Source organism: Streptomyces sp. NPDC017943 (assembly GCF_044328425.1).
Classification (GTDB): Bacteria; Actinomycetota; Actinomycetes; order Streptomycetales; family Streptomycetaceae; genus Streptomyces; species Streptomyces djakartensis_A.
This window is the reverse complement of the sequence record NZ_JBIRHH010000012.1, coordinates 169,628-187,396: the sequence shown is the minus strand read 5'-3', so window position 1 is coordinate 187,396 and position 17,769 is coordinate 169,628. Positions and strand designations below refer to the sequence as shown.

Annotated in this window: 14 protein-coding genes; 13 read left to right on the top strand and 1 reads right to left on the bottom strand. The window is 70.7% G+C overall.

Annotated features, from left to right (window positions below; translation table 11 throughout):
* Window positions 1–34: 34 nt before the first annotated feature.
* The 13 genes from ACH4C6_RS31410 to ACH4C6_RS31350 all read left to right on the top strand — a co-directional run bounded on the left by ACH4C6_RS31410 (window position 35) and on the right by ACH4C6_RS31350 (window position 14,183).
* Window positions 35–1,555, top strand: a complete 1,521-nt coding sequence (locus ACH4C6_RS31410) for a UDP-N-acetylmuramoyl-L-alanyl-D-glutamate--2,6-diaminopimelate ligase (RefSeq protein WP_398112043.1) — start codon at window positions 35–37, stop codon at window positions 1,553–1,555.
* 28 nt (window positions 1,556–1,583) lie between these two features.
* Complete coding sequence (gene murF / locus ACH4C6_RS31405; RefSeq protein WP_398112042.1) at window positions 1,584–2,999, top strand: UDP-N-acetylmuramoyl-tripeptide--D-alanyl-D-alanine ligase; 1,416 nt, start codon at window positions 1,584–1,586, stop codon at window positions 2,997–2,999.
* Complete coding sequence (gene mraY, locus ACH4C6_RS31400) at window positions 2,999–4,090, top strand: phospho-N-acetylmuramoyl-pentapeptide-transferase (RefSeq protein ID WP_333931308.1); 1,092 nt, start codon at window positions 2,999–3,001, stop codon at window positions 4,088–4,090. The genes murF and mraY overlap by 1 nt, the downstream gene beginning before the upstream one ends.
* Window positions 4,072–5,514 (top strand): UDP-N-acetylmuramoyl-L-alanine--D-glutamate ligase, encoded by a 1,443-nt coding sequence (murD, locus tag ACH4C6_RS31395; protein ID WP_398112041.1) that lies wholly within the window; start codon window positions 4,072–4,074, stop codon window positions 5,512–5,514. Before mraY ends, murD begins: the two co-directional genes overlap by 19 nt.
* Window positions 5,515–5,653: 139 nt before the next feature.
* Complete coding sequence (ftsW, locus tag ACH4C6_RS31390) at window positions 5,654–7,018, top strand: putative lipid II flippase FtsW (protein ID WP_398112040.1); 1,365 nt, start codon at window positions 5,654–5,656, stop codon at window positions 7,016–7,018.
* A 6-nt stretch (window positions 7,019–7,024) separates the two neighbouring features.
* A complete protein-coding gene (murG, locus tag ACH4C6_RS31385; protein WP_398112039.1) occupies window positions 7,025–8,122 on the top strand; it encodes an undecaprenyldiphospho-muramoylpentapeptide beta-N-acetylglucosaminyltransferase in 1,098 nt (365 codons plus the stop codon).
* A 26-nt stretch (window positions 8,123–8,148) separates the two neighbouring features.
* The gene (locus tag ACH4C6_RS31380; protein ID WP_398112038.1) at window positions 8,149–8,943 is read left to right on the top strand and encodes a cell division protein FtsQ/DivIB; all 795 of its coding nucleotides are present in this window, start codon (window positions 8,149–8,151) and stop codon (window positions 8,941–8,943) included.
* Window positions 8,944–9,231: 288 nt separating this feature from the next.
* Window positions 9,232–10,425, top strand: a complete 1,194-nt coding sequence (gene ftsZ / locus ACH4C6_RS31375; protein ID WP_369196222.1) for a cell division protein FtsZ — start codon at window positions 9,232–9,234, stop codon at window positions 10,423–10,425.
* 10 nt (window positions 10,426–10,435) lie between these two features.
* Entirely contained in the window at window positions 10,436–11,167 is a 732-nt protein-coding gene (gene pgeF, locus ACH4C6_RS31370) for a peptidoglycan editing factor PgeF (RefSeq protein WP_398112037.1), read from the top strand.
* Between the two features lie 5 nt (window positions 11,168–11,172).
* Window positions 11,173–11,892, top strand: coding sequence for a YggS family pyridoxal phosphate-dependent enzyme (locus ACH4C6_RS31365; RefSeq protein WP_398112036.1), 720 nt, complete (start codon window positions 11,173–11,175; stop codon window positions 11,890–11,892).
* A gap of 129 nt (window positions 11,893–12,021) precedes the next feature.
* Window positions 12,022–12,663: a cell division protein SepF gene (locus tag ACH4C6_RS31360; protein ID WP_062926338.1), complete on the top strand. Its 642-nt coding sequence runs from the start codon at window positions 12,022–12,024 to the stop codon at window positions 12,661–12,663.
* Window positions 12,664–12,733: 70 nt separating this feature from the next.
* Window positions 12,734–13,021 (top strand): YggT family protein, encoded by a 288-nt coding sequence (locus ACH4C6_RS31355; protein WP_369196225.1) that lies wholly within the window; start codon window positions 12,734–12,736, stop codon window positions 13,019–13,021.
* A gap of 55 nt (window positions 13,022–13,076) precedes the next feature.
* A complete protein-coding gene (locus tag ACH4C6_RS31350; RefSeq protein WP_376323764.1) occupies window positions 13,077–14,183 on the top strand; it encodes a DivIVA domain-containing protein in 1,107 nt (368 codons plus the stop codon).
* 229 nt (window positions 14,184–14,412) lie between these two features.
* Here the strand turns inward: ACH4C6_RS31350 and ileS are convergent, their stop codons facing one another.
* Complete coding sequence (gene ileS / locus ACH4C6_RS31345; protein ID WP_398112035.1) at window positions 14,413–17,556, bottom strand: isoleucine--tRNA ligase; 3,144 nt, start codon at window positions 17,554–17,556, stop codon at window positions 14,413–14,415.
* Window positions 17,557–17,769: the final 213 nt, after the last annotated feature.

Here is a 17,769-nt window from a genome sequence, read left to right as displayed (position 1 = left end):
TGATCAGTCCCAAACCACCCAGAAGGGCCATCCCGTGACATACCCCGGGCCGCCCAGGCCGGTGCAGGTGTCCGCCACACCTCTCGCGGAACTCGCCGGTCAGCTGGGTGCTCCCGCGCCGCGGGGCGCCGCCGAGGTCACGGGCATCACCCACGACTCGCGCGCCGTCCGCCCCGGAGACCTGTACGCCGCCCTGCCGGGCGCCCGGCTGCACGGGGCGGACTTCGTCACCCAGGCCGCGGGCCTCGGTGCCGCCGCCGTGCTGACCGACCCGACCGGCGCGGAGCGCGCCGCCGCGTCCGGACTGCCGGTCCTGGTCGTCGACGACCCGCGCGGACGGATGGGCGAACTGGCCGCCACGATCTACGGGCACCCCGGCCGGGACCTGCTCCAGATCGGCATCACCGGCACCTCCGGCAAGACCACCACCGCCTACCTCGTCGAGGGCGGGCTGAGGACGGTCCGCGCCACCGGCCTGATCGGCACCGTCGAGATGCGCATCGGCGACGAGCGCATCAAGTCCGAGCGCACCACCCCCGAAGCCACCGACCTGCAGGCCCTGTTCGCCGTCATGCGCGAGCGCGGTGTCGAGGCGGTCGCCATGGAGGTCTCCAGCCACGCCCTGGTCCTCGGCCGGGTCGACGGCTGCGTCTTCGACATCGGCGTCTTCACCAACCTCAGCCCGGAACACATGGAGTTCCACTCCGACATGGAGGACTACTTCCGGGCCAAGGCGCAGCTGTTCACGCCCGAACGCGGCAAGCTCGGCGTGGTCAACGTCGACGACGAGTACGGCCGCAGGCTGGCCAACGAGGCCACCGTCCCGGTCGTCACCTACTCCGCCGAGGGCCACCCCGACGCCGACTGGCGCGCCGAGGACGTCGAGATCGGCCGGCTGGACTCGACGTTCACCGTCGTCGGCCCCAAAGGGGAGCGGATCGCGGCCAGGTCGCCGCTGCCCGGCCCGTTCAACGTGGCCAACACCCTCGCCGCGATCGTCGCCCTGGCCGTCGCCGGGCTCGACCCGCAGGCCGCCGCCGACGGCGTCGCCGCCGTCCCGGGCGTGCCGGGCCGCCTGGAGCGCGTCGACGCCGGCCAGCCGTACCTCGCGGTCGTCGACTACGCGCACAAGACCGACGCCGTCGAGTCCGTGCTGCGCGCCCTGCGCAAGGTCACCGAGGGCAAGCTGCACATCGTCCTGGGCTGCGGCGGGGACCGGGACACCACCAAGCGCGAGCCGATGGGCGCCGCCGCGGCCCGGCTCGCCGACACCGCCGTACTGACCTCCGACAATCCCCGCTCCGAGGACCCGCTCGCGATCCTCGCCACGATGCTGCAGGGCGCGGCGTCCGTGCCGGCGCACGAGCGCGGCGAGGTGCAGGTCTTCGAGGACCGGGCCGCCGCGATCGCCGCCGCCGTCGCCCGCGCCGAACCGGGCGACACCGTGCTGGTCGCGGGCAAGGGCCACGAGCAGGGCCAGGACATCGCCGGGGTGGTCCGTCCCTTCGACGACCGCCAGGTGCTCCGCGAAGCCATCCAGAAGACCCAGGGATGAAAATCCAGAAGACCCAGGGGATGAACTTGTGATCGCCCTCTCCCTCGCCGAGATCGCAGAAGTCGTCGGCGGGCAGACGCACGACATACCGGATCCGTCCGTCGAGGTCACCGGCCCGGTCGTCCGGGACTCCCGCGAGGCGGGACCGGGCAGCCTGTTCGTGGCCTTCGCCGGCGAGCGGGTGGACGGCCACGACTTCGCGGGCGCCGTCGTCGAGGCGGGAGCGGTGGCCGTCCTCGGCACCCGTCCCGTCGGCGTGCCCGCGATCGTCGTGGACGACGTGCAGAACGCCCTCGGCGCCCTCGCCCGGCACGTCGTGGCCCGGCTCGGCGCCACCCTCGTCGCCCTCACCGGCTCGGCCGGCAAGACCAGCACCAAGGACCTCATCGCGCAGGTGCTCCGGCGCAAGGCCCCCACGGTGTTCACGCCCGGCTCGCTCAACAACGAGATCGGGCTGCCGCTGACCGCGCTCAGCGCCACCGACGAGACCAAGTTCCTCGTCCTGGAGATGGGCGCCCGCGGCATCGGGCACATCCGCTACCTCACCGGCCTGACACCCCCCAAGGTCGGTCTGGTCCTCAACGTCGGCAGCGCCCACATCGGCGAGTTCGGCGGCCGCGAGCAGATCGCCCAGGCCAAGGGCGAGCTCGTCGAGTCCCTGCCCGCCGAGGCCGACGGCGGCACCGCGATCCTCAACGCGGACGACCCCTACGTCCGGGCCATGGCCTCCCGTACGAAGGCGAAGGTGCTGTTCTTCGGAGAGTCCGGCGAAGCGGACGTTCGTGCCGAGAACGTGCGACTCACGGACACCGGACAGCCCTCGTTCAGGCTTCACACACCCTCCGGTGCAAGTGATGTGACCATGCGCCTGTACGGTGAGCATCACGTGTCGAACGCGCTCGCCGCGGCCGCCGTCGCCCACGAGTTGGGCATGTCCGCAGACGAGATCGCCCTCGCGCTCTCCGAGGCGGGCTCCCTCTCCCGCTGGCGGATGGAGGTCACCGAGCGCCCGGACGGCGTGACGGTCGTCAACGACGCCTACAACGCGAACCCCGAGTCCATGAAGGCCGCGCTGCGCGCGCTGGTGGCGATCGGCAAGGGGCGTCGTACGTGGGCGGTGCTCGGCAAGATGGCCGAGCTCGGGGACGAGGCTCTCGCCGAGCACGACGCGGTCGGACGGCTCGCCGTCCGGCTCAACGTCAGCAAGCTCGTCGCGGTCGGTGGCAGGGAAGCCGCCTGGCTGCAACTGGGCGCATATAACGAGGGTTCGTGGGGTGAGGAGTCGGTGCACGTGTCCGACGCACAGGCGGCGGTCGACCTGTTGCGCAGCGAGCTGCGCCCGGGGGACGTCGTACTCGTGAAGGCGTCCCGTTCGGTCGGGCTCGAGACGGTGGCCCAGGCGCTGCTCGAGACCGGTGCCGAGGGTGAGGTTTCCGCCCGATGATGAAGCAGATCCTGTTCGCGGGAGTCATTGGTCTGTTCCTCACGCTGATCGGCACCCCGCTGCTGATCAAGCTCCTCGCGCGCAAGGGCTACGGCCAGTACATCCGCGACGACGGCCCGCGCGAGCACGCCAGCAAGCGCGGTACGCCGACCATGGGCGGTATCGCCTTCATCCTGGCGACCGTCGCCGCGTACTTCCTGGCCAAGGTGATCACCGGGTACGTGGATCCGGACGTCGACGCGGCGCCCACCTTCTCCGGCCTGCTGGTGCTCGGCCTGATGGTCGGCATGGGCCTGGTCGGCTTCCTCGACGACTACATCAAGATCGTCAAACGGCGTTCGCTGGGCCTGCGGGCCAAGGCGAAGATGGCCGGCCAGCTGATCGTCGGCATCGGCTTCGCCGTGCTGTCCCTGCAGTTCGCGGACAACCGCGGCAACACCCCGGCCTCCACCAAGCTGTCGTTCATCACGGACTTCGGCTGGACGATCGGCCCCGTGCTGTTCGTCGTCTGGGCGCTGTTCATGATCCTCGCCATGTCCAACGGCGTGAACCTGACCGACGGTCTGGACGGTCTGGCCACCGGCGCCTCGGTGCTGGTCTTCGGCGCCTACACCTTCATCGGCGTCTGGCAGTTCCAGGAGTCCTGCGCCAACGCGCAGACCCTCACCAACCCCGGCGCGTGCTACGAGGTGCGCGACCCGCTCGACCTCGCGGTGGTCGCCTCCGCGCTGATGGGCGCCTGCCTCGGCTTCCTGTGGTGGAACACCTCGCCGGCCAAGATCTTCATGGGCGACACCGGTTCGCTCGCGCTCGGCGGTGTGCTCGCCGGCCTCGCGATCTGCTCGCGCACCGAGCTGCTGCTCGCCATCCTCGGCGGCCTGTTCGTCCTGATCACCATGTCCGTGGTGATCCAGGTCGGTTCGTTCCGCCTCACCGGCAAGCGCGTCTTCCGGATGGCGCCACTGCAGCACCACTTCGAACTCAAGGGCTGGTCCGAAGTCCTGGTGGTGGTCCGCTTCTGGATCATCCAAGGCATCTGTGTGATCGTCGGACTGGGCCTCTTCTACGCGGGATGGGCAGCGGACAAGTGACCTCCTCGGAGCCCTTCGACTTCCAGGGCAAGCACGTCACCGTGGCCGGGCTCGGCGTCTCCGGCGTCCCGGCGGCCAAGGTGCTGCACGGCCTCGGCGCGCGCGTCACGGTCGTCAACGACGGCGCGGACGAGCGCGCGCGGGCGCAGGCCGCCGAACTGGAGGCGCTCGGGATCACCGTGCGCCTCGGCGACGGCGACAGCCTCCCGGAGGGCACCGAGCTGATCGTCACCGCGCCCGGCTGGAAGCCGGACAAGCCGCTGTTCACGGCGGCCGGGCAGGCGGGCGTGCCGGTCTGGGGCGACGTCGAACTGGCCTGGCGCCTGCGCGGCCCCGACGCGGCTCCCTGGCTCGCCGTCACGGGCACCAACGGCAAGACCACCACCGTCCAGATGCTCGCGTCGATCCTGAAGGCGGCCGGCCTGCGCACCGCCGCCGTCGGCAACATCGGCGTCTCGCTCCTGGACGCGGTCCTCGGCGAGGAGACGTACGACGTCCTGGCCGTGGAGCTGTCCAGCTACCAGCTGCACTGGGCGCCCTCGCTGCGCGCCCACTCCGCGGCCGTGCTGAACCTCGCCCCCGACCACCTCGACTGGCACGGCTCCATGGAGGCGTACGCCAAGGACAAGGGCCGCATCTACGAGGGCAATCGCATCGCCTGCGTCTACAACGTGGCCGACAAGGCCACCGAGGACCTGGTCCGCGAGGCCGACGTCGAGGAGGGCTGCCGCGCCGTCGGCTTCACACTCGGAACCCCGGCCCCCTCCCAACTCGGCGTCGTCGAGGGCATCCTGGTCGACCGCGCCTTCGTCGAGGACCGGCACAAGAACGCCCAGGAGCTCGCCGAGGTCGCCGACGTCGACCCGCCGGCCCCGCACAACATCGCCAACGCCCTTGCGGCAGCCGCCCTCGCCCGCGCCTACGGCGTCCCCGCCAAGGCCGTACGGGACGGCCTGCGGGCCTTCACGCCCGACGCCCACCGCATCGCGCACGTGGCCGAAGTGGACGGCGTGGCCTGGGTGGACGACTCCAAGGCCACCAACACGCATGCCGCGGAGGCCTCGTTGGCGGCGTACGAGTCCATCGTGTGGATCGCGGGCGGACTGGCCAAGGGCGCGTCCTTCGACGAACTGGTCGCCAAGTCGGCGCCCCGGCTGCGCGGCGCCGTCCTCATCGGCGCCGACCGCGCGCTCATCCGCGAAGCCCTGGCGCGACACGCCCCGGAAGTACCGGTCGTCGACCTCGACCGGACCGACACTGGGGCGATGCGCGCGGCGGTCGAGGAGGCCCGGCGGCTCGCCCGCCCCGGCGACACGGTGCTGCTGGCGCCGGCGTGCGCGTCCATGGACATGTTCGTCAACTACAACAAGCGCGGGGACGCTTTCGCGGACGCCGTTCGTGAACTCGGCTCCGCCGAGGGCTGACCCGGGTTCCGCCTCGCCCGGCGGGGACGCCGGACGTACCTGGGAGGGACGCGTGACACGGATGCGGCTGGTGCCCGAGCAGCGGCCTGACGGCCCGCACGGCAAGGCGATCCCCTCCGGCACGGCGGGGTGAGCGCGGATGCCCACCAGCCGCACCGGACGGCCCCCCGTGGCGCGCGCCCCCAAGCGCCCCGCCCCGTCCCGCTCCCTGCGCGACAACCCCGTCTCGGCCTTCTACGACCGGGCGCGCAGGGGCTGGGACCGGCCGCTCACGGCGTACTACCTCATCCTGGGCGGCAGCGCGCTGATCACCGTGCTGGGGCTGGTGATGGTCTACTCGGCCTCCCAGATCACCGCGTTGCAGATGTCCCTGCCCGGCTCCTACTTCTTCCGCAAGCAACTGCTCGCGGCCGCCATCGGCACCGGACTGCTGCTCGCCGCCTCCCGCATGCCGGTGCGGCTGCACCGCGCGCTGGCCTACCCCATCCTCGCGGGCGCCGTCTGCCTCATGGCCCTGGTGCAGGTGCCGGGGATAGGAGTGTCGGTCAACGGCAACCAGAACTGGATCGCCCTCGGCGGCTCCTTCCAGATCCAGCCCAGTGAGTTCGGCAAGCTCGCCCTGGTGCTGTGGGGCGCCGACCTGCTGGCCCGCAAGCAGGACAAGCGGCTGCTGAACCAGTGGAAGCACATGCTGGTGCCGCTGGTGCCGGCCGCGTTCATGCTGCTCGGCCTCATCATGATCGGCGGCGACATGGGCACCGCGATCATTCTCACGGCCATCCTGTTCGGCCTGCTGTGGCTGGCCGGGGCACCCACGCGGCTGTTCGCCGGCGTGCTGTCGGTCGCCGCCGTTCTGGGCCTGATCCTCATCAAGACCAGCCCCAACCGCATGGCGCGCCTGCAGTGTCTGGGCGCCACCGAGCCGCAGTCCGGCCCGGTCGACTGCTGGCAGGCCGTGCACGGCATCTACGCCCTGGCCTCCGGCGGGATCTTCGGGTCCGGGCTGGGCGCGAGCGTGGAGAAATGGGGCCAACTACCCGAAGCCCACACCGACTTCATCTTCGCCGTCACCGGTGAGGAACTGGGCCTCGCGGGGACGCTGTCGGTCCTCGCCCTCTTCGCGGCTCTAGGCTATGCGGGTATCCGCGTGGCCGGACGCACGGAGGACCCCTTCGTCAGGTATGCCGCGGGAGGCGTGACCACCTGGATCACGGCCCAGGCCGTGATCAACATCGGTGCGGTGCTCGGTCTGCTGCCGATCGCCGGTGTCCCCCTCCCGCTGTTCTCCTACGGAGGATCCGCCCTGCTGCCGACCATGTTCGCCATCGGGCTGCTGATCGCCTTCGCACGCGACGAGCCCGCTGCGCGGGCGGCGCTTGCGATGCGGCAACCCCGCTTTGGTAGAAAGCGGGGGGCTGGGGGCACCCGTTCCGGTCGGAGCCCCCGGAGATGGAACACGATGCGACGGCGTGCCTCGGTGGCGCGTCCGTCCGGAGAGCGGTGAATTTCGGTGCATGTCGTACTCGCCGGCGGAGGAACCGCGGGCCACATCGAGCCCGCGCTCGCCCTCGCGGACGCCCTGCGCAGGCAGGATCCGACCGTGGGGATCACGGCCCTGGGCACGGAACGCGGGCTCGAGACCCGTCTCGTACCCGAGCGCGGGTACGAACTGGCGCTGATCCCGGCCGTTCCGCTGCCGCGCAAGCCCACCCCCGAGCTGATCACCGTCCCGGGTCGGCTGCGCGGCACGATCAAGGCGACCGAGCAGATCCTGGAGCGCACCAAGGCGGACGCCGTGGTCGGCTTCGGCGGCTACGTCGCCCTGCCCGGCTACCTCGCGGCCAAGCGCCTGGGCGTGCCGATCGTCATCCACGAGGCCAACGCCCGCCCGGGCCTGGCCAACAAGATCGGCTCCCGCTACGCCAGCCAGGTCGCCGTGTCCACCCCGGACAGCAAGCTGCGCGGCGCCCGGTACATCGGCATCCCGCTGCGGCGCTCCATCGCCACCCTGGACCGCGCCGCCGTACGCCCCGAGGCCCGGGCCGCGTTCGGGCTGGACCCCAACCTGCCCACGCTGCTCGTCACGGGCGGCTCCCAGGGCGCCCGCCGGCTGAACGAGGTCGTCCAGCAGGTCGCGCCCTGGCTTCAGCAGGCCGGAATCCAGATCCTGCACGCGGTCGGACCGAAGAACGAACTGCCGCAGGTCCACCAGATGCCGGGAATGCCCCCTTACGTACCGGTAAGTTACCTGGACCGGATGGACCTCGCGTACGCCGCGGCCGACATGATGCTCTGCCGCGCGGGCGCGATGACCGTCGCCGAACTCTCCGCCGTCGGGCTCCCGGCCGCCTACGTCCCGCTGCCCATCGGCAACGGCGAACAGCGGCTCAACGCCCAGCCGGTGGTCAAGGCCGGCGGCGGGCTGCTGGTCGACGACGCGGAGCTGACCCCCGAGTGGGTCCAGCAACACGTCCTGCCCGTGCTCGCCGATCCGCACCGGCTGTACCAGATGTCCCGCGCCGCCGCCGAGTTCGGCCGCCGGGACGCCGACGACCTGCTCGTCGGCATGGTGTACGAGGCGATCGCCGCCGCTCGTGCACACCGCTAGGCCCGTATGACGGAAGGCAGGGGAGCGTGGCCGGATCGACCACCGCCGAGCGCGGTGAACGGCAGCAGAGGTCGTCCGGCCCGCCGCCCGCAAGACGCCTGCGGCGGCGCCACGTTCGTGTGATCGTCATCCTGGGCCTGGCCCTGGTCTTCCTCGGCATCCCGGGCGTCTGGCTGCTCTACGGCTCCGACTGGCTGCGCGCCGAGCACGTCTCGGTGTCGGGCACCCGGGTGCTGACACCGAAACAGGTCCAGGCGGCCGCGGACGTCCCGATCGGCGATCCGCTCGTCTCCGTCGACACCGGCGCGATCGAGGCGCGGTTGCGCCGGGAACTGCCCCGGATCGACTCGGTGGACGTCGTCCGTTCCTGGCCCCACGGAATCGACCTGGACGTGGTGGAGCGGACTCCGGTTCTGGTGATCCGCACAGGCGGCAAGTTTGTCGAAGTGGACGACGACGGCGTCCGTTTCGCCACGGTGCCCGAAGCGCCGAAAGGCGTACCCGCACTGGAGATGACGCTGTCCAGGTCCGGATCCGCCGCCGCGAGCCTGCGCCGCTTCGGCGAGCCCCGGCTCGTGCGCGAGGCCGTCGCCGTCGCACGCGCCGTCCCGGCCGCCGTCGCGCGCGACACACGGACCGTCAAGGTCCGTTCCTACGACGACATCTCGCTGGAGTTGCGGGACGGCCGCACCGTCGCGTGGGGCAGCAGTGAGAAGGGCCCCGCGAAGGCCCGTACCCTCACCGCCCTGATGAAAGCAACGCCCGATGCGGGGTACTTCGACGTGAGTGTGCCCACCGCTCCCGCGTCATCGGGGAGTTGACGCACATCAGCGCAGGCCAGCACCCTGGTTGGGCAGTGCTACGGCTGATCACATAGGGTGAAAAGAAAAACGGGAGGTTCGGCGTGTTCGTTGAACGTGCGCCACTTGTCGACTTAGTGTCCTGTTCAGAAGACTCCAAGGAACGGACACACTGGTAACCCTAAACTTCAGGGTTAGGGTTCGGGTCGGCGATACGGACCGTCCCATTCGGCATCAGTCGTCGGGTCGCGGGGCGCAAGGCGCCACGGTGAACCGGCGACACGTAACTCGAGGCGAGAGGCCTTCGACGTGGCAGCACCGCAGAACTACCTCGCAGTCATCAAAGTCATCGGTGTCGGCGGCGGTGGTGTCAATGCCATCAACCGGATGATCGAGGTCGGTCTCAAGGGCGTCGAGTTCATCGCCATCAACACCGACGCGCAAGCCCTGTTGATGAGCGACGCCGACGTCAAGCTGGACGTCGGCCGGGAACTCACCCGCGGACTCGGCGCCGGAGCCAACCCGGCCGTGGGCCGCAAGGCCGCCGAGGACCACCGCGAGGAGATCGAGGAGGTCCTCAAGGGGGCCGACATGGTCTTCGTGACAGCCGGTGAAGGCGGCGGCACCGGCACCGGCGGCGCGCCCGTCGTGGCCAACATCGCCCGCTCCCTGGGCGCCCTCACCATCGGTGTGGTCACGCGCCCGTTCACCTTCGAGGGGCGGCGCCGGGCGAACCAGGCGGAGGACGGCATCGCCGAGCTCCGCGAAGAGGTCGACACCCTCATCGTCATCCCGAACGACCGGCTGCTGTCCATCTCGGACCGCCAGGTCTCGGTCCTCGACGCCTTCAAGTCGGCCGACCAGGTCCTGCTCTCCGGTGTCCAGGGCATCACCGACCTCATCACCACCCCCGGCCTCATCAACCTGGACTTCGCCGACGTCAAGTCGGTCATGTCCGAGGCCGGCTCGGCCCTCATGGGCATCGGCTCGGCCCGCGGCGACGACCGCGCGGTGGCCGCCGCCGAGATGGCGATCTCCTCGCCGCTGCTGGAGGCGTCCATCGACGGCGCCCGCGGTGTCCTGCTCTCCATCTCCGGTGGCTCCGACCTCGGCCTGTTCGAGATCAACGAGGCCGCCCAGCTGGTCAGCGAGGCCGCGCACCCCGAGGCCAACATCATCTTCGGCGCGGTCATCGACGACGCCCTCGGCGACGAGGTCCGGGTCACCGTCATCGCCGCCGGGTTCGACGGGGGCCAGCCCCCGGCCCGCCGGGACAACGTCCTCGGCTCCTCCTCGGCCAAGCGCGAGGAGCCGGCCCCGGTCCGCCAGGCCGAGAGCCGCCCGTCCTTCGGGTCGCTCGGCAGCGTGACCCCGAAGGAGGACCCGGAGCCCGCGCCGAAGCCGGTCGAGGACATCCCGGTCGCCCCGCCGGTCCCGCCGGCGCCGCGGACCTACTCGGACAGCGCGGCCGAGGAACTGGACGTACCGGACTTCCTCAAGTGATCCTTCTGACGTGATAGGACAGCGCGAAAGCGTGAGCGGCGCGCACTTCGCCTTCACCGACCGGTGGGGCGGGGTGAGCGCCGCTCCGTATGAGGAGCTCAACCTCGGCGGAGCGGTCGGCGACGACCCCGATGCCGTACGCACCAACCGGGACCTGGCCGCCAAGTCCCTGGGCGTCGCACCCGACCTGGTCGTCTGGATGAACCAGGTGCACGGCGCGGACGTGGCGGTGGTCGACGGCCCGTGGGGATCGTCGGCCGGTCTTCCGTCCGTCGACGCGATCGTCACCACGCGCCCGGGTCTCGCCCTGGCCGTGCTCACCGCCGACTGCGTGCCGGTGCTGCTGGCCGACCCGGTCGCGCGGGTCGCCGCCGCGGCTCACGCGGGCCGGCCGGGCATGGTCGCCGGGGTCGTCCCGGCCGCGGTGCGCGCGATGACCGAACGGGGGGCCGAGCCCTCCCGCATCGTCGCCCGCACCGGACCCACCGTCTGCGGCCGGTGCTACGAAGTGCCCGGCGAGATGCGCGCCGAGGTGTCCGCCGTCGAGCCGGCGGCGTACGCCGAGACGAGTTGGGGCACGCCGGCGGTCGACGTGAGCGCCGGAGTGCACGCCCAGCTGGAACGGCTCGGGGTGCGCGACCGGGAGCGGTCACCGGTGTGCACGCTGGAATCGCACGATCACTTCTCGTACCGCCGCGACCGCACCACCGGTCGGCTCGCGGGCTACGTGTGGCTGGACTGAGGGACATGACGGAGCGCAAGGACGAACTCGCCGCGAACCTGGCGAAGGTGGAGCGGCGCATCGCCGACGCATGCGCGGCCGCGGGGCGGGCACGCGAGGAGGTGACCCTGATCGTGGTCACCAAGACCTACCCCGCGAGCGACGTCCGCTTCCTCGCGGAGCTCGGCGTGCGGCACGTCGCCGAGAACCGCGACCAGGACGCGGCCCCCAAGGCCGCCGACTGCTCGGATCTGCCCCTCACCTGGCACTTCGTCGGTCAACTCCAGACCAACAAGGTCCGTTCGGTGGTGAATTACGCGCATTTCGTGCAGTCCATCGACCGGGCCAAGCTGGTCACCGCCCTCTCCAAGGAGGCCGTCCGGTCGGGGCGCGAACTGGGCTGCCTGCTGCAGGTCGCCCTGGACGCCGGGGAGAGCGCCCGGGGGGAGCGCGGCGGCGTGGCGCCCGACGGCGTCGGCGAGTTGGCGGATCTGGTGGCCGGCGCCCCGGGGCTGCGGCTCGCCGGGCTGATGACCGTCGCGCCGCTCACCGGGGAGTACGCGGGACGTGAACAGGCGGCGTTCGGGCGGTTGATGGATTTGTCGACCGACCTGCGCCGGAGTCATCCGGCTGCCACCATGGTCTCGGCAGGGATGAGTGCGGACCTCGAGCAGGCCGTGGCGGCCGGAGCGACACATGTGCGCGTCGGCAGCGCGGTACTCGGAGTCCGCCCCAGGCTCCGGTAACGTCGCCAAGAAGTCGGACCACAGCAGAAAATATGGTCATTGCCGCCGAAAGGCGGATTCAAGGACCACGTGGATCGCAGGCACTTGGCAGTCGTCAGCCGATCCACCACAGAGCGGAGGACTCAGAGCATGGCCGGCGCGATGCGCAAGATGGCGGTCTACCTCGGCCTCGTGGAGGACGATGGGTACGACGGCCGCGGATTCGACCCCGACGACGACTTCGAACCCGAACTGGACCCGGAGCCCGAGCGGGACCACCGACGGCACGAGCCGTCCCACCAGCCGCACGTCTCACATCAGCCCCAAAGGGACGAAGAGGTACGAGTCGTACAGCCGCCCGCTCCCCGCGAACCGGCCGCCCGCTCCGCTTCGCTCCCCGCGGAATCCAGCCGCCCGGCGCGCATCGCGCCCGTGGCTTCCATCACACAAGAACGCGCAAATCTGGAGAAGAACGCACCGGTGATCATGCCCAAGGTCGTGTCCGAACGAGAGCCTTACCGGATCACCACACTCCACCCACGGACCTACAACGAGGCCCGTACCATCGGGGAACACTTCCGTGAGGGCACCCCGGTGATCATGAATCTGACTGAGATGGATGACACAGACGCGAAGCGACTTGTCGACTTTGCGGCCGGTTTGGTGTTTGGTCTTCACGGCAGCATCGAGCGGGTGACGCAGAAGGTGTTCCTGTTGTCGCCTGCTAACGTCGATGTCACGGCGGAGGACAAGGCCCGCATCGCAGAGGGCGGGTTCTTCAACCAGAGCTGAGACGCACCACCGGGAACATCAGTACACAACGCAACACAGCAGGGCACAGGGGAGAGGGAAGCAAGAGGTCATGGGCGTGGTTTTGGATGTCGTCTACATCGCGCTGATGTGCTTCCTCATCGTGCTCATCTTCCGGTTGGTCATGGACTACGTCTTCCAGTTCGCCCGCTCGTGGCAACCCGGCAAGGCGATGGTGGTCGTTCTGGAGGCCACCTACACTGTCACCGATCCACCGCTCAAGCTTCTGCGGCGGTTCATTCCGCCGCTGCGTCTCGGGGGCGTGGCGCTCGACCTGTCCTTCTTCGTACTGATGATCATCGTCTACATCCTGATCACACTCGTGCGGAACGCGATGTGAGCGATGTGACAGCTACGGTCTTGCCGACTGCCGACGACTACGTTGAGGTGAAGAGATGCCGTTGACCCCCGAGGACGTGCGGAACAAGCAGTTCACGACCGTCCGCCTCCGAGAAGGCTATGACGAGGACGAGGTCGATGCCTTCCTCGACGAGGTCGAAGCCGAACTGACCCGCCTGCTCCGCGAGAACGAGGACCTGCGCGCCAAGCTGGCCGCGGCCACGCGTGCCGCCGCGCAGAATCAGCAGAACATGCGCAAGCCCCCGGAGCAGCAGGACCAGCAGCAACAGCAGCAGGGCATGCGCGGTCCGGGCGGTCCCGTCCCCGCCGGCATATCGGGCCCGCCGCAGCAGCAGATGGGTGGCCCCATGGGTGGTCCGCCCCAGCTGCCGAGCGGTGCCCCGCAGCTGCCCGCCGGTCCCGGCGGTCAGGGCGGCCCCCAGGGTCCCGGCCCGATGGGCCAGGGTCCGGGTCCCATGGGCCAGCCCCCGATGCAGCAGATGGGCGGCCCGATGGGCGGCCCCATGGGCGGTCCGATGGGCGGCCCCGGTCAGCAGGGTCCCGGTGGCGACAGCGCCGCCCGTGTCCTGTCGCTGGCCCAGCAGACCGCCGACCAGGCGATCGCGGAGGCCCGTTCCGAGGCCAACAAGATCGTCGGCGAGGCCCGTTCGCGTGCCGAGGGTCTGGAGCGTGACGCCCGTGCCAAGGCCGACGCCCTGGAGCGGGACGCGCAGGAGAAGCACCGCGTCGCGATGGGCTCCCTGGAGTCCGCCCGCGCCACGCTGGAGCGCAAGGTCGAGGACCTGCGCGGCTTCGAGCGCGAGTACCGCACGCGCCTGAAGTCGTACCTGGAGTCGCAGCTGCGCCAGCTGGAGACCCAGGCCGACGACTCGCTGGCCCCGCCGCGCACCCCGGCGACCGCGTCCCTCCCGCCGTCCCCGGCGCCCTCGATGGCTCCGGCCGGCGCGAGCGCCCCGTCGTACGGCGGCAACCAGACGATGGGCGGCGCCCCTTCGCCGTCCGCCCCGTCCTACGGTGGCCAGCAGCAGATGTCCCCGGCGATGACCCAGCCCATGGCGCCGGTGCGTCCGCAGGGTCCGTCGCCGATGGGTCAGGCGCCCTCGCCCATGCGGGGCTTCCTGATCGACGAGGACGACAACTGACGGCCTGACGGCCGGTAGTACGGCGTAGCGGTCGGCAGCGTTCAGGGCGAGGCCCCGGGATCCCTCCCGGGGCCTCGCCCTTGTGCTACGCGCGTTCGCCTGCTCACCCGCCGGCGTTCGGCCGTACGCACCTGCGTTCACCGTCCGCGACCCCGTTCCGCGTACGCAACGCCGAAGGCCCGGTTCCGCCGAGATGTTCGGCGGGACCGGGCCTTCGACGGTGCGGCGGTTACGCCTTGCGCAGGCGGAACGTGAGGGTCAGGCCCTCGTCGGCGAAGGGCTCCCCGTAGGCGCCGTCCGCCTCGCCCTGGGCGAAGTCGACGGCGAGGACCTCGTCGGCGATCAGACCGGCGTGGTCGGTCAGGGCCTCCACCGTCGCCCGGTCCGTGGCGGTCCAGCGCAGCGCGATGCGGTCGGCCACGTCGAGGCCGCTGTTCTTGCGGGCCTCCTGGATCAGGCGGATCGCATCACGGGCCAGGCCCGCGCGGCGCAGCTCCTCGGTGATCTCCAGGTCCAGGGCGACCGTCGCACCGGAGTCGGACGCCACCGACCAGCCCTCGCGCGGGGTCTCGGTGATGATGACCTCGTCGGGGGCCAGCGTGACGGTCTCGCCGTCGACCTCGACGGACGCCGTGCCCTCGCGCAGCGCCAGGGACAGGGCGGCCGCGTCCGCGTTCGCGACGGCCTTGGCCACGTCCTGGACGCGCTTGCCGAACCGCTTGCCCAGCGCGCGGAAGTTGGCCTTGGCCGTGGTGTCCACCAGGGAACCGCCGACCTCGCTGAGCGTCGCCAGGGACTCGACGTTCAGTTCCTCCGTGATCTGCGCGCGCAGTTCGGTGTCCAGCGTCTCGAAGCCGGTCGCCGCGATCAGCGCGCGGGACAGCGGCTGCCGGGTCTTGACGCCCGACTCCGCGCGCGTGGCGCGGCCCAGTTCGACCAGGCGGCGCACCAGCACCATCTGCTTCGACAGCTCCGGGTCGATGGCGGACAGGTCCGCCTCCGGCCAGGACGACAGGTGGACCGACTCGGGGGCGCCCGGGGTGACCGGGACGATCAGGTCCTGCCACACCCGCTCGGTGATGAACGGGGTCAGCGGGGCCATGAGCTGCGTCACGGTCGCGACGACCTCGTGCAGGGTGCGCAGCGCGGCCTTGTCGCCCTGCCAGAAGCGGCGGCGGGAGCGGCGCACGTACCAGTTGGACAGGTCGTCGACGAACGCGGACAGCAGCTTGCCGGCGCGCTGGGTGTCGTAGGCGTCCAGCGCCTGGGTGACCTGGTCGGTGAGGGCGTGCAGCTCGGACAGCAGCCAGCGGTCCAGCACCGGGCGGTCGGCCGGGGCCGGGTCGGCCTCGGACGGGGCCCAGTTCGACGTACGGGCGTACAGGGCCTGGAAGGCGACCGTGTTCCAGTACGTCAGGAGGGTCTTGCGGACGACCTCCTGGATGGTGGTGTGGCCCACGCGGCGGGCCGCCCAGGGGGAGCCGCCGGCCGCCATGAACCACCGGACCGCGTCGGCGCCGTGCTGGTCCATCAGCGGGATCGGCTGCAGGATGTTGCCCAGGTGCTTGGACATCTTGCGGCCGTCCTCGGCGAGGATGTGACCGAGGCAGACCACGTTCTCGTAGCTGGACTTGTCGAAGACCAGCGTGCCGATCGCCATCAGCGTGTAGAACCAGCCGCGGGTCTGGTCGATGGCCTCGCAGATGAACTGTGCCGGGTAGCGGGCCTCGAACAGCTCCTTGTTCTTGTACGGGTAGCCCCACTGCGCGAACGGCATCGAGCCCGAGTCGTACCAGGCGTCGATCACCTCGGGCACGCGTGTGGCGGTCTTCCCGCAACCGCCCTGCGGGCAGGCGAAGGTGACCTCGTCGATGAACGGGCGGTGCGGGTCCAGGCCCGACTGGTCGGTGCCGGTCAGCTCGGTGAGCTCGGTCAGGGAGCCGACACAGGTCAGGTGGTCGTCCTCGCAGCGCCAGATGGGCAGCGGGGTGCCCCAGTAGCGGTTGCGGGACAGCGCCCAGTCGATGTTGTTGTTCAGCCAGTCGCCGTACCGGCCGTTCTTCACCGTGTCCGGGAACCAGTTGGTGCCCTCGTTCTCCGCGAGGAGGCGGTCCTTGACGGCGGTGGTGCGGATGTACCAGGACGGCTGGGCGTAGTAGAGCAGCGCGGTGTGGCAGCGCCAGCAGTGCGGGTAGCTGTGCTCGTACGGGACGTGCCTGAAGAGCAGGCCGCGCTCGTCCAGGTCGGCGGTGAGCTTCTCGTCGGCCTTCTTGAAGAAGACGCCGCCGACGAGCGGGACGTCCTCCTCGAAGGTGCCGTCCGGGCGGACCGGGTTGACCACCGGCAGGCCGTAGGAGCGGCACACCTTGAGGTCGTCCTCACCGAAGGCGGGGGACTGGTGGACCAGACCCGTGCCGTCCTCGGTGGTGACGTACTCGGCGTTGACGACGAAGTGCGCCTCGGCCGGGAATTCCACCAGCGCGAACGGGCGCTGGTACGTCCAGCGCTCCATCTCGGCGCCCGTGAACGTCTCGCCGGTGGTCTCCCAGCCCTCGCCGAGTGCCTTGGCGAGGAGCGGCTCGGCGACGACGAGCTTCTCCTCACCGTTCGTGGCGACGACGTAGGTGACCTCGGGATGGGCGGCGACGGCCGTGTTGGACACCAGGGTCCACGGGGTCGTCGTCCACACCAGCAGCGCGGCCTCGCCGGCGAGCGGGCCGGAGGTGAGCGGGAACCGGACGAAGACCGAGGGGTCGACGACCGTCTCGTAGCCCTGCGCCAGCTCGTGGTCGGACAGGCCCGTGCCGCAGCGGGGGCACCAGGGGGCGACGCGGTGGTCCTGGACCAGCAGGCCCTTGTTGAAGATCTCCTTCAGCGACCACCAGACCGACTCGATGTACTCGGGGTCCATCGTGCGGTACGGGTCGTTCAGGTCGGTCCAGTAACCCATGCGGGTCGTGAGCTCTTCGAAGGCGTCCGTGTGCCGGGTCACCGACGCACGGCACTTCTCGTTGAACTCGGCGATGCCGTACGCCTCGATGTCCTGCTTGCCGGAGAAGCCGAGCTCCTTCTCGACGGCGAGCTCCACCGGGAGGCCGTGGCAGTCCCAGCCGGCCTTGCGGGCGACGTGGTAGCCGCGCATGGTGCGGAAGCGGGGGAAGACGTCCTTGAAGACGCGGGCCTCGATGTGGTGGGCGCCGGGCATGCCGTTGGCGGTGGGCGGGCCCTCGTAGAACACCCACTCGGGGCGGCCCTCGGACTGCTCCAGGCTCTTGGCGAAGATCTTCTGCTCGCGCCAGAAGTCGAGCACGGCGTGCTCGAGGGCGGGCAGGTCGACCTGGGCGGGTACCTGGCGGTACGTCGGCGATGTCATCAGCGGGCTTCCTCCGGCGGACTTGCTGCCTTCCGTCCGGAGGGACGAGAGCTACGTCTGCCTGCGCCGCCTTCGGCGCGCTCCCGCGGTACCACCCTCCTTGGCCCCCCGGCACGGGGTGTGCGCCGGTGAGCCCCCTCATTGGGGTCGCGATGCCGGGTCTACTGGCCGCTGCCTGGGCTGCGGCGTTCTTCCGGCGGCTCCGGGGTGATC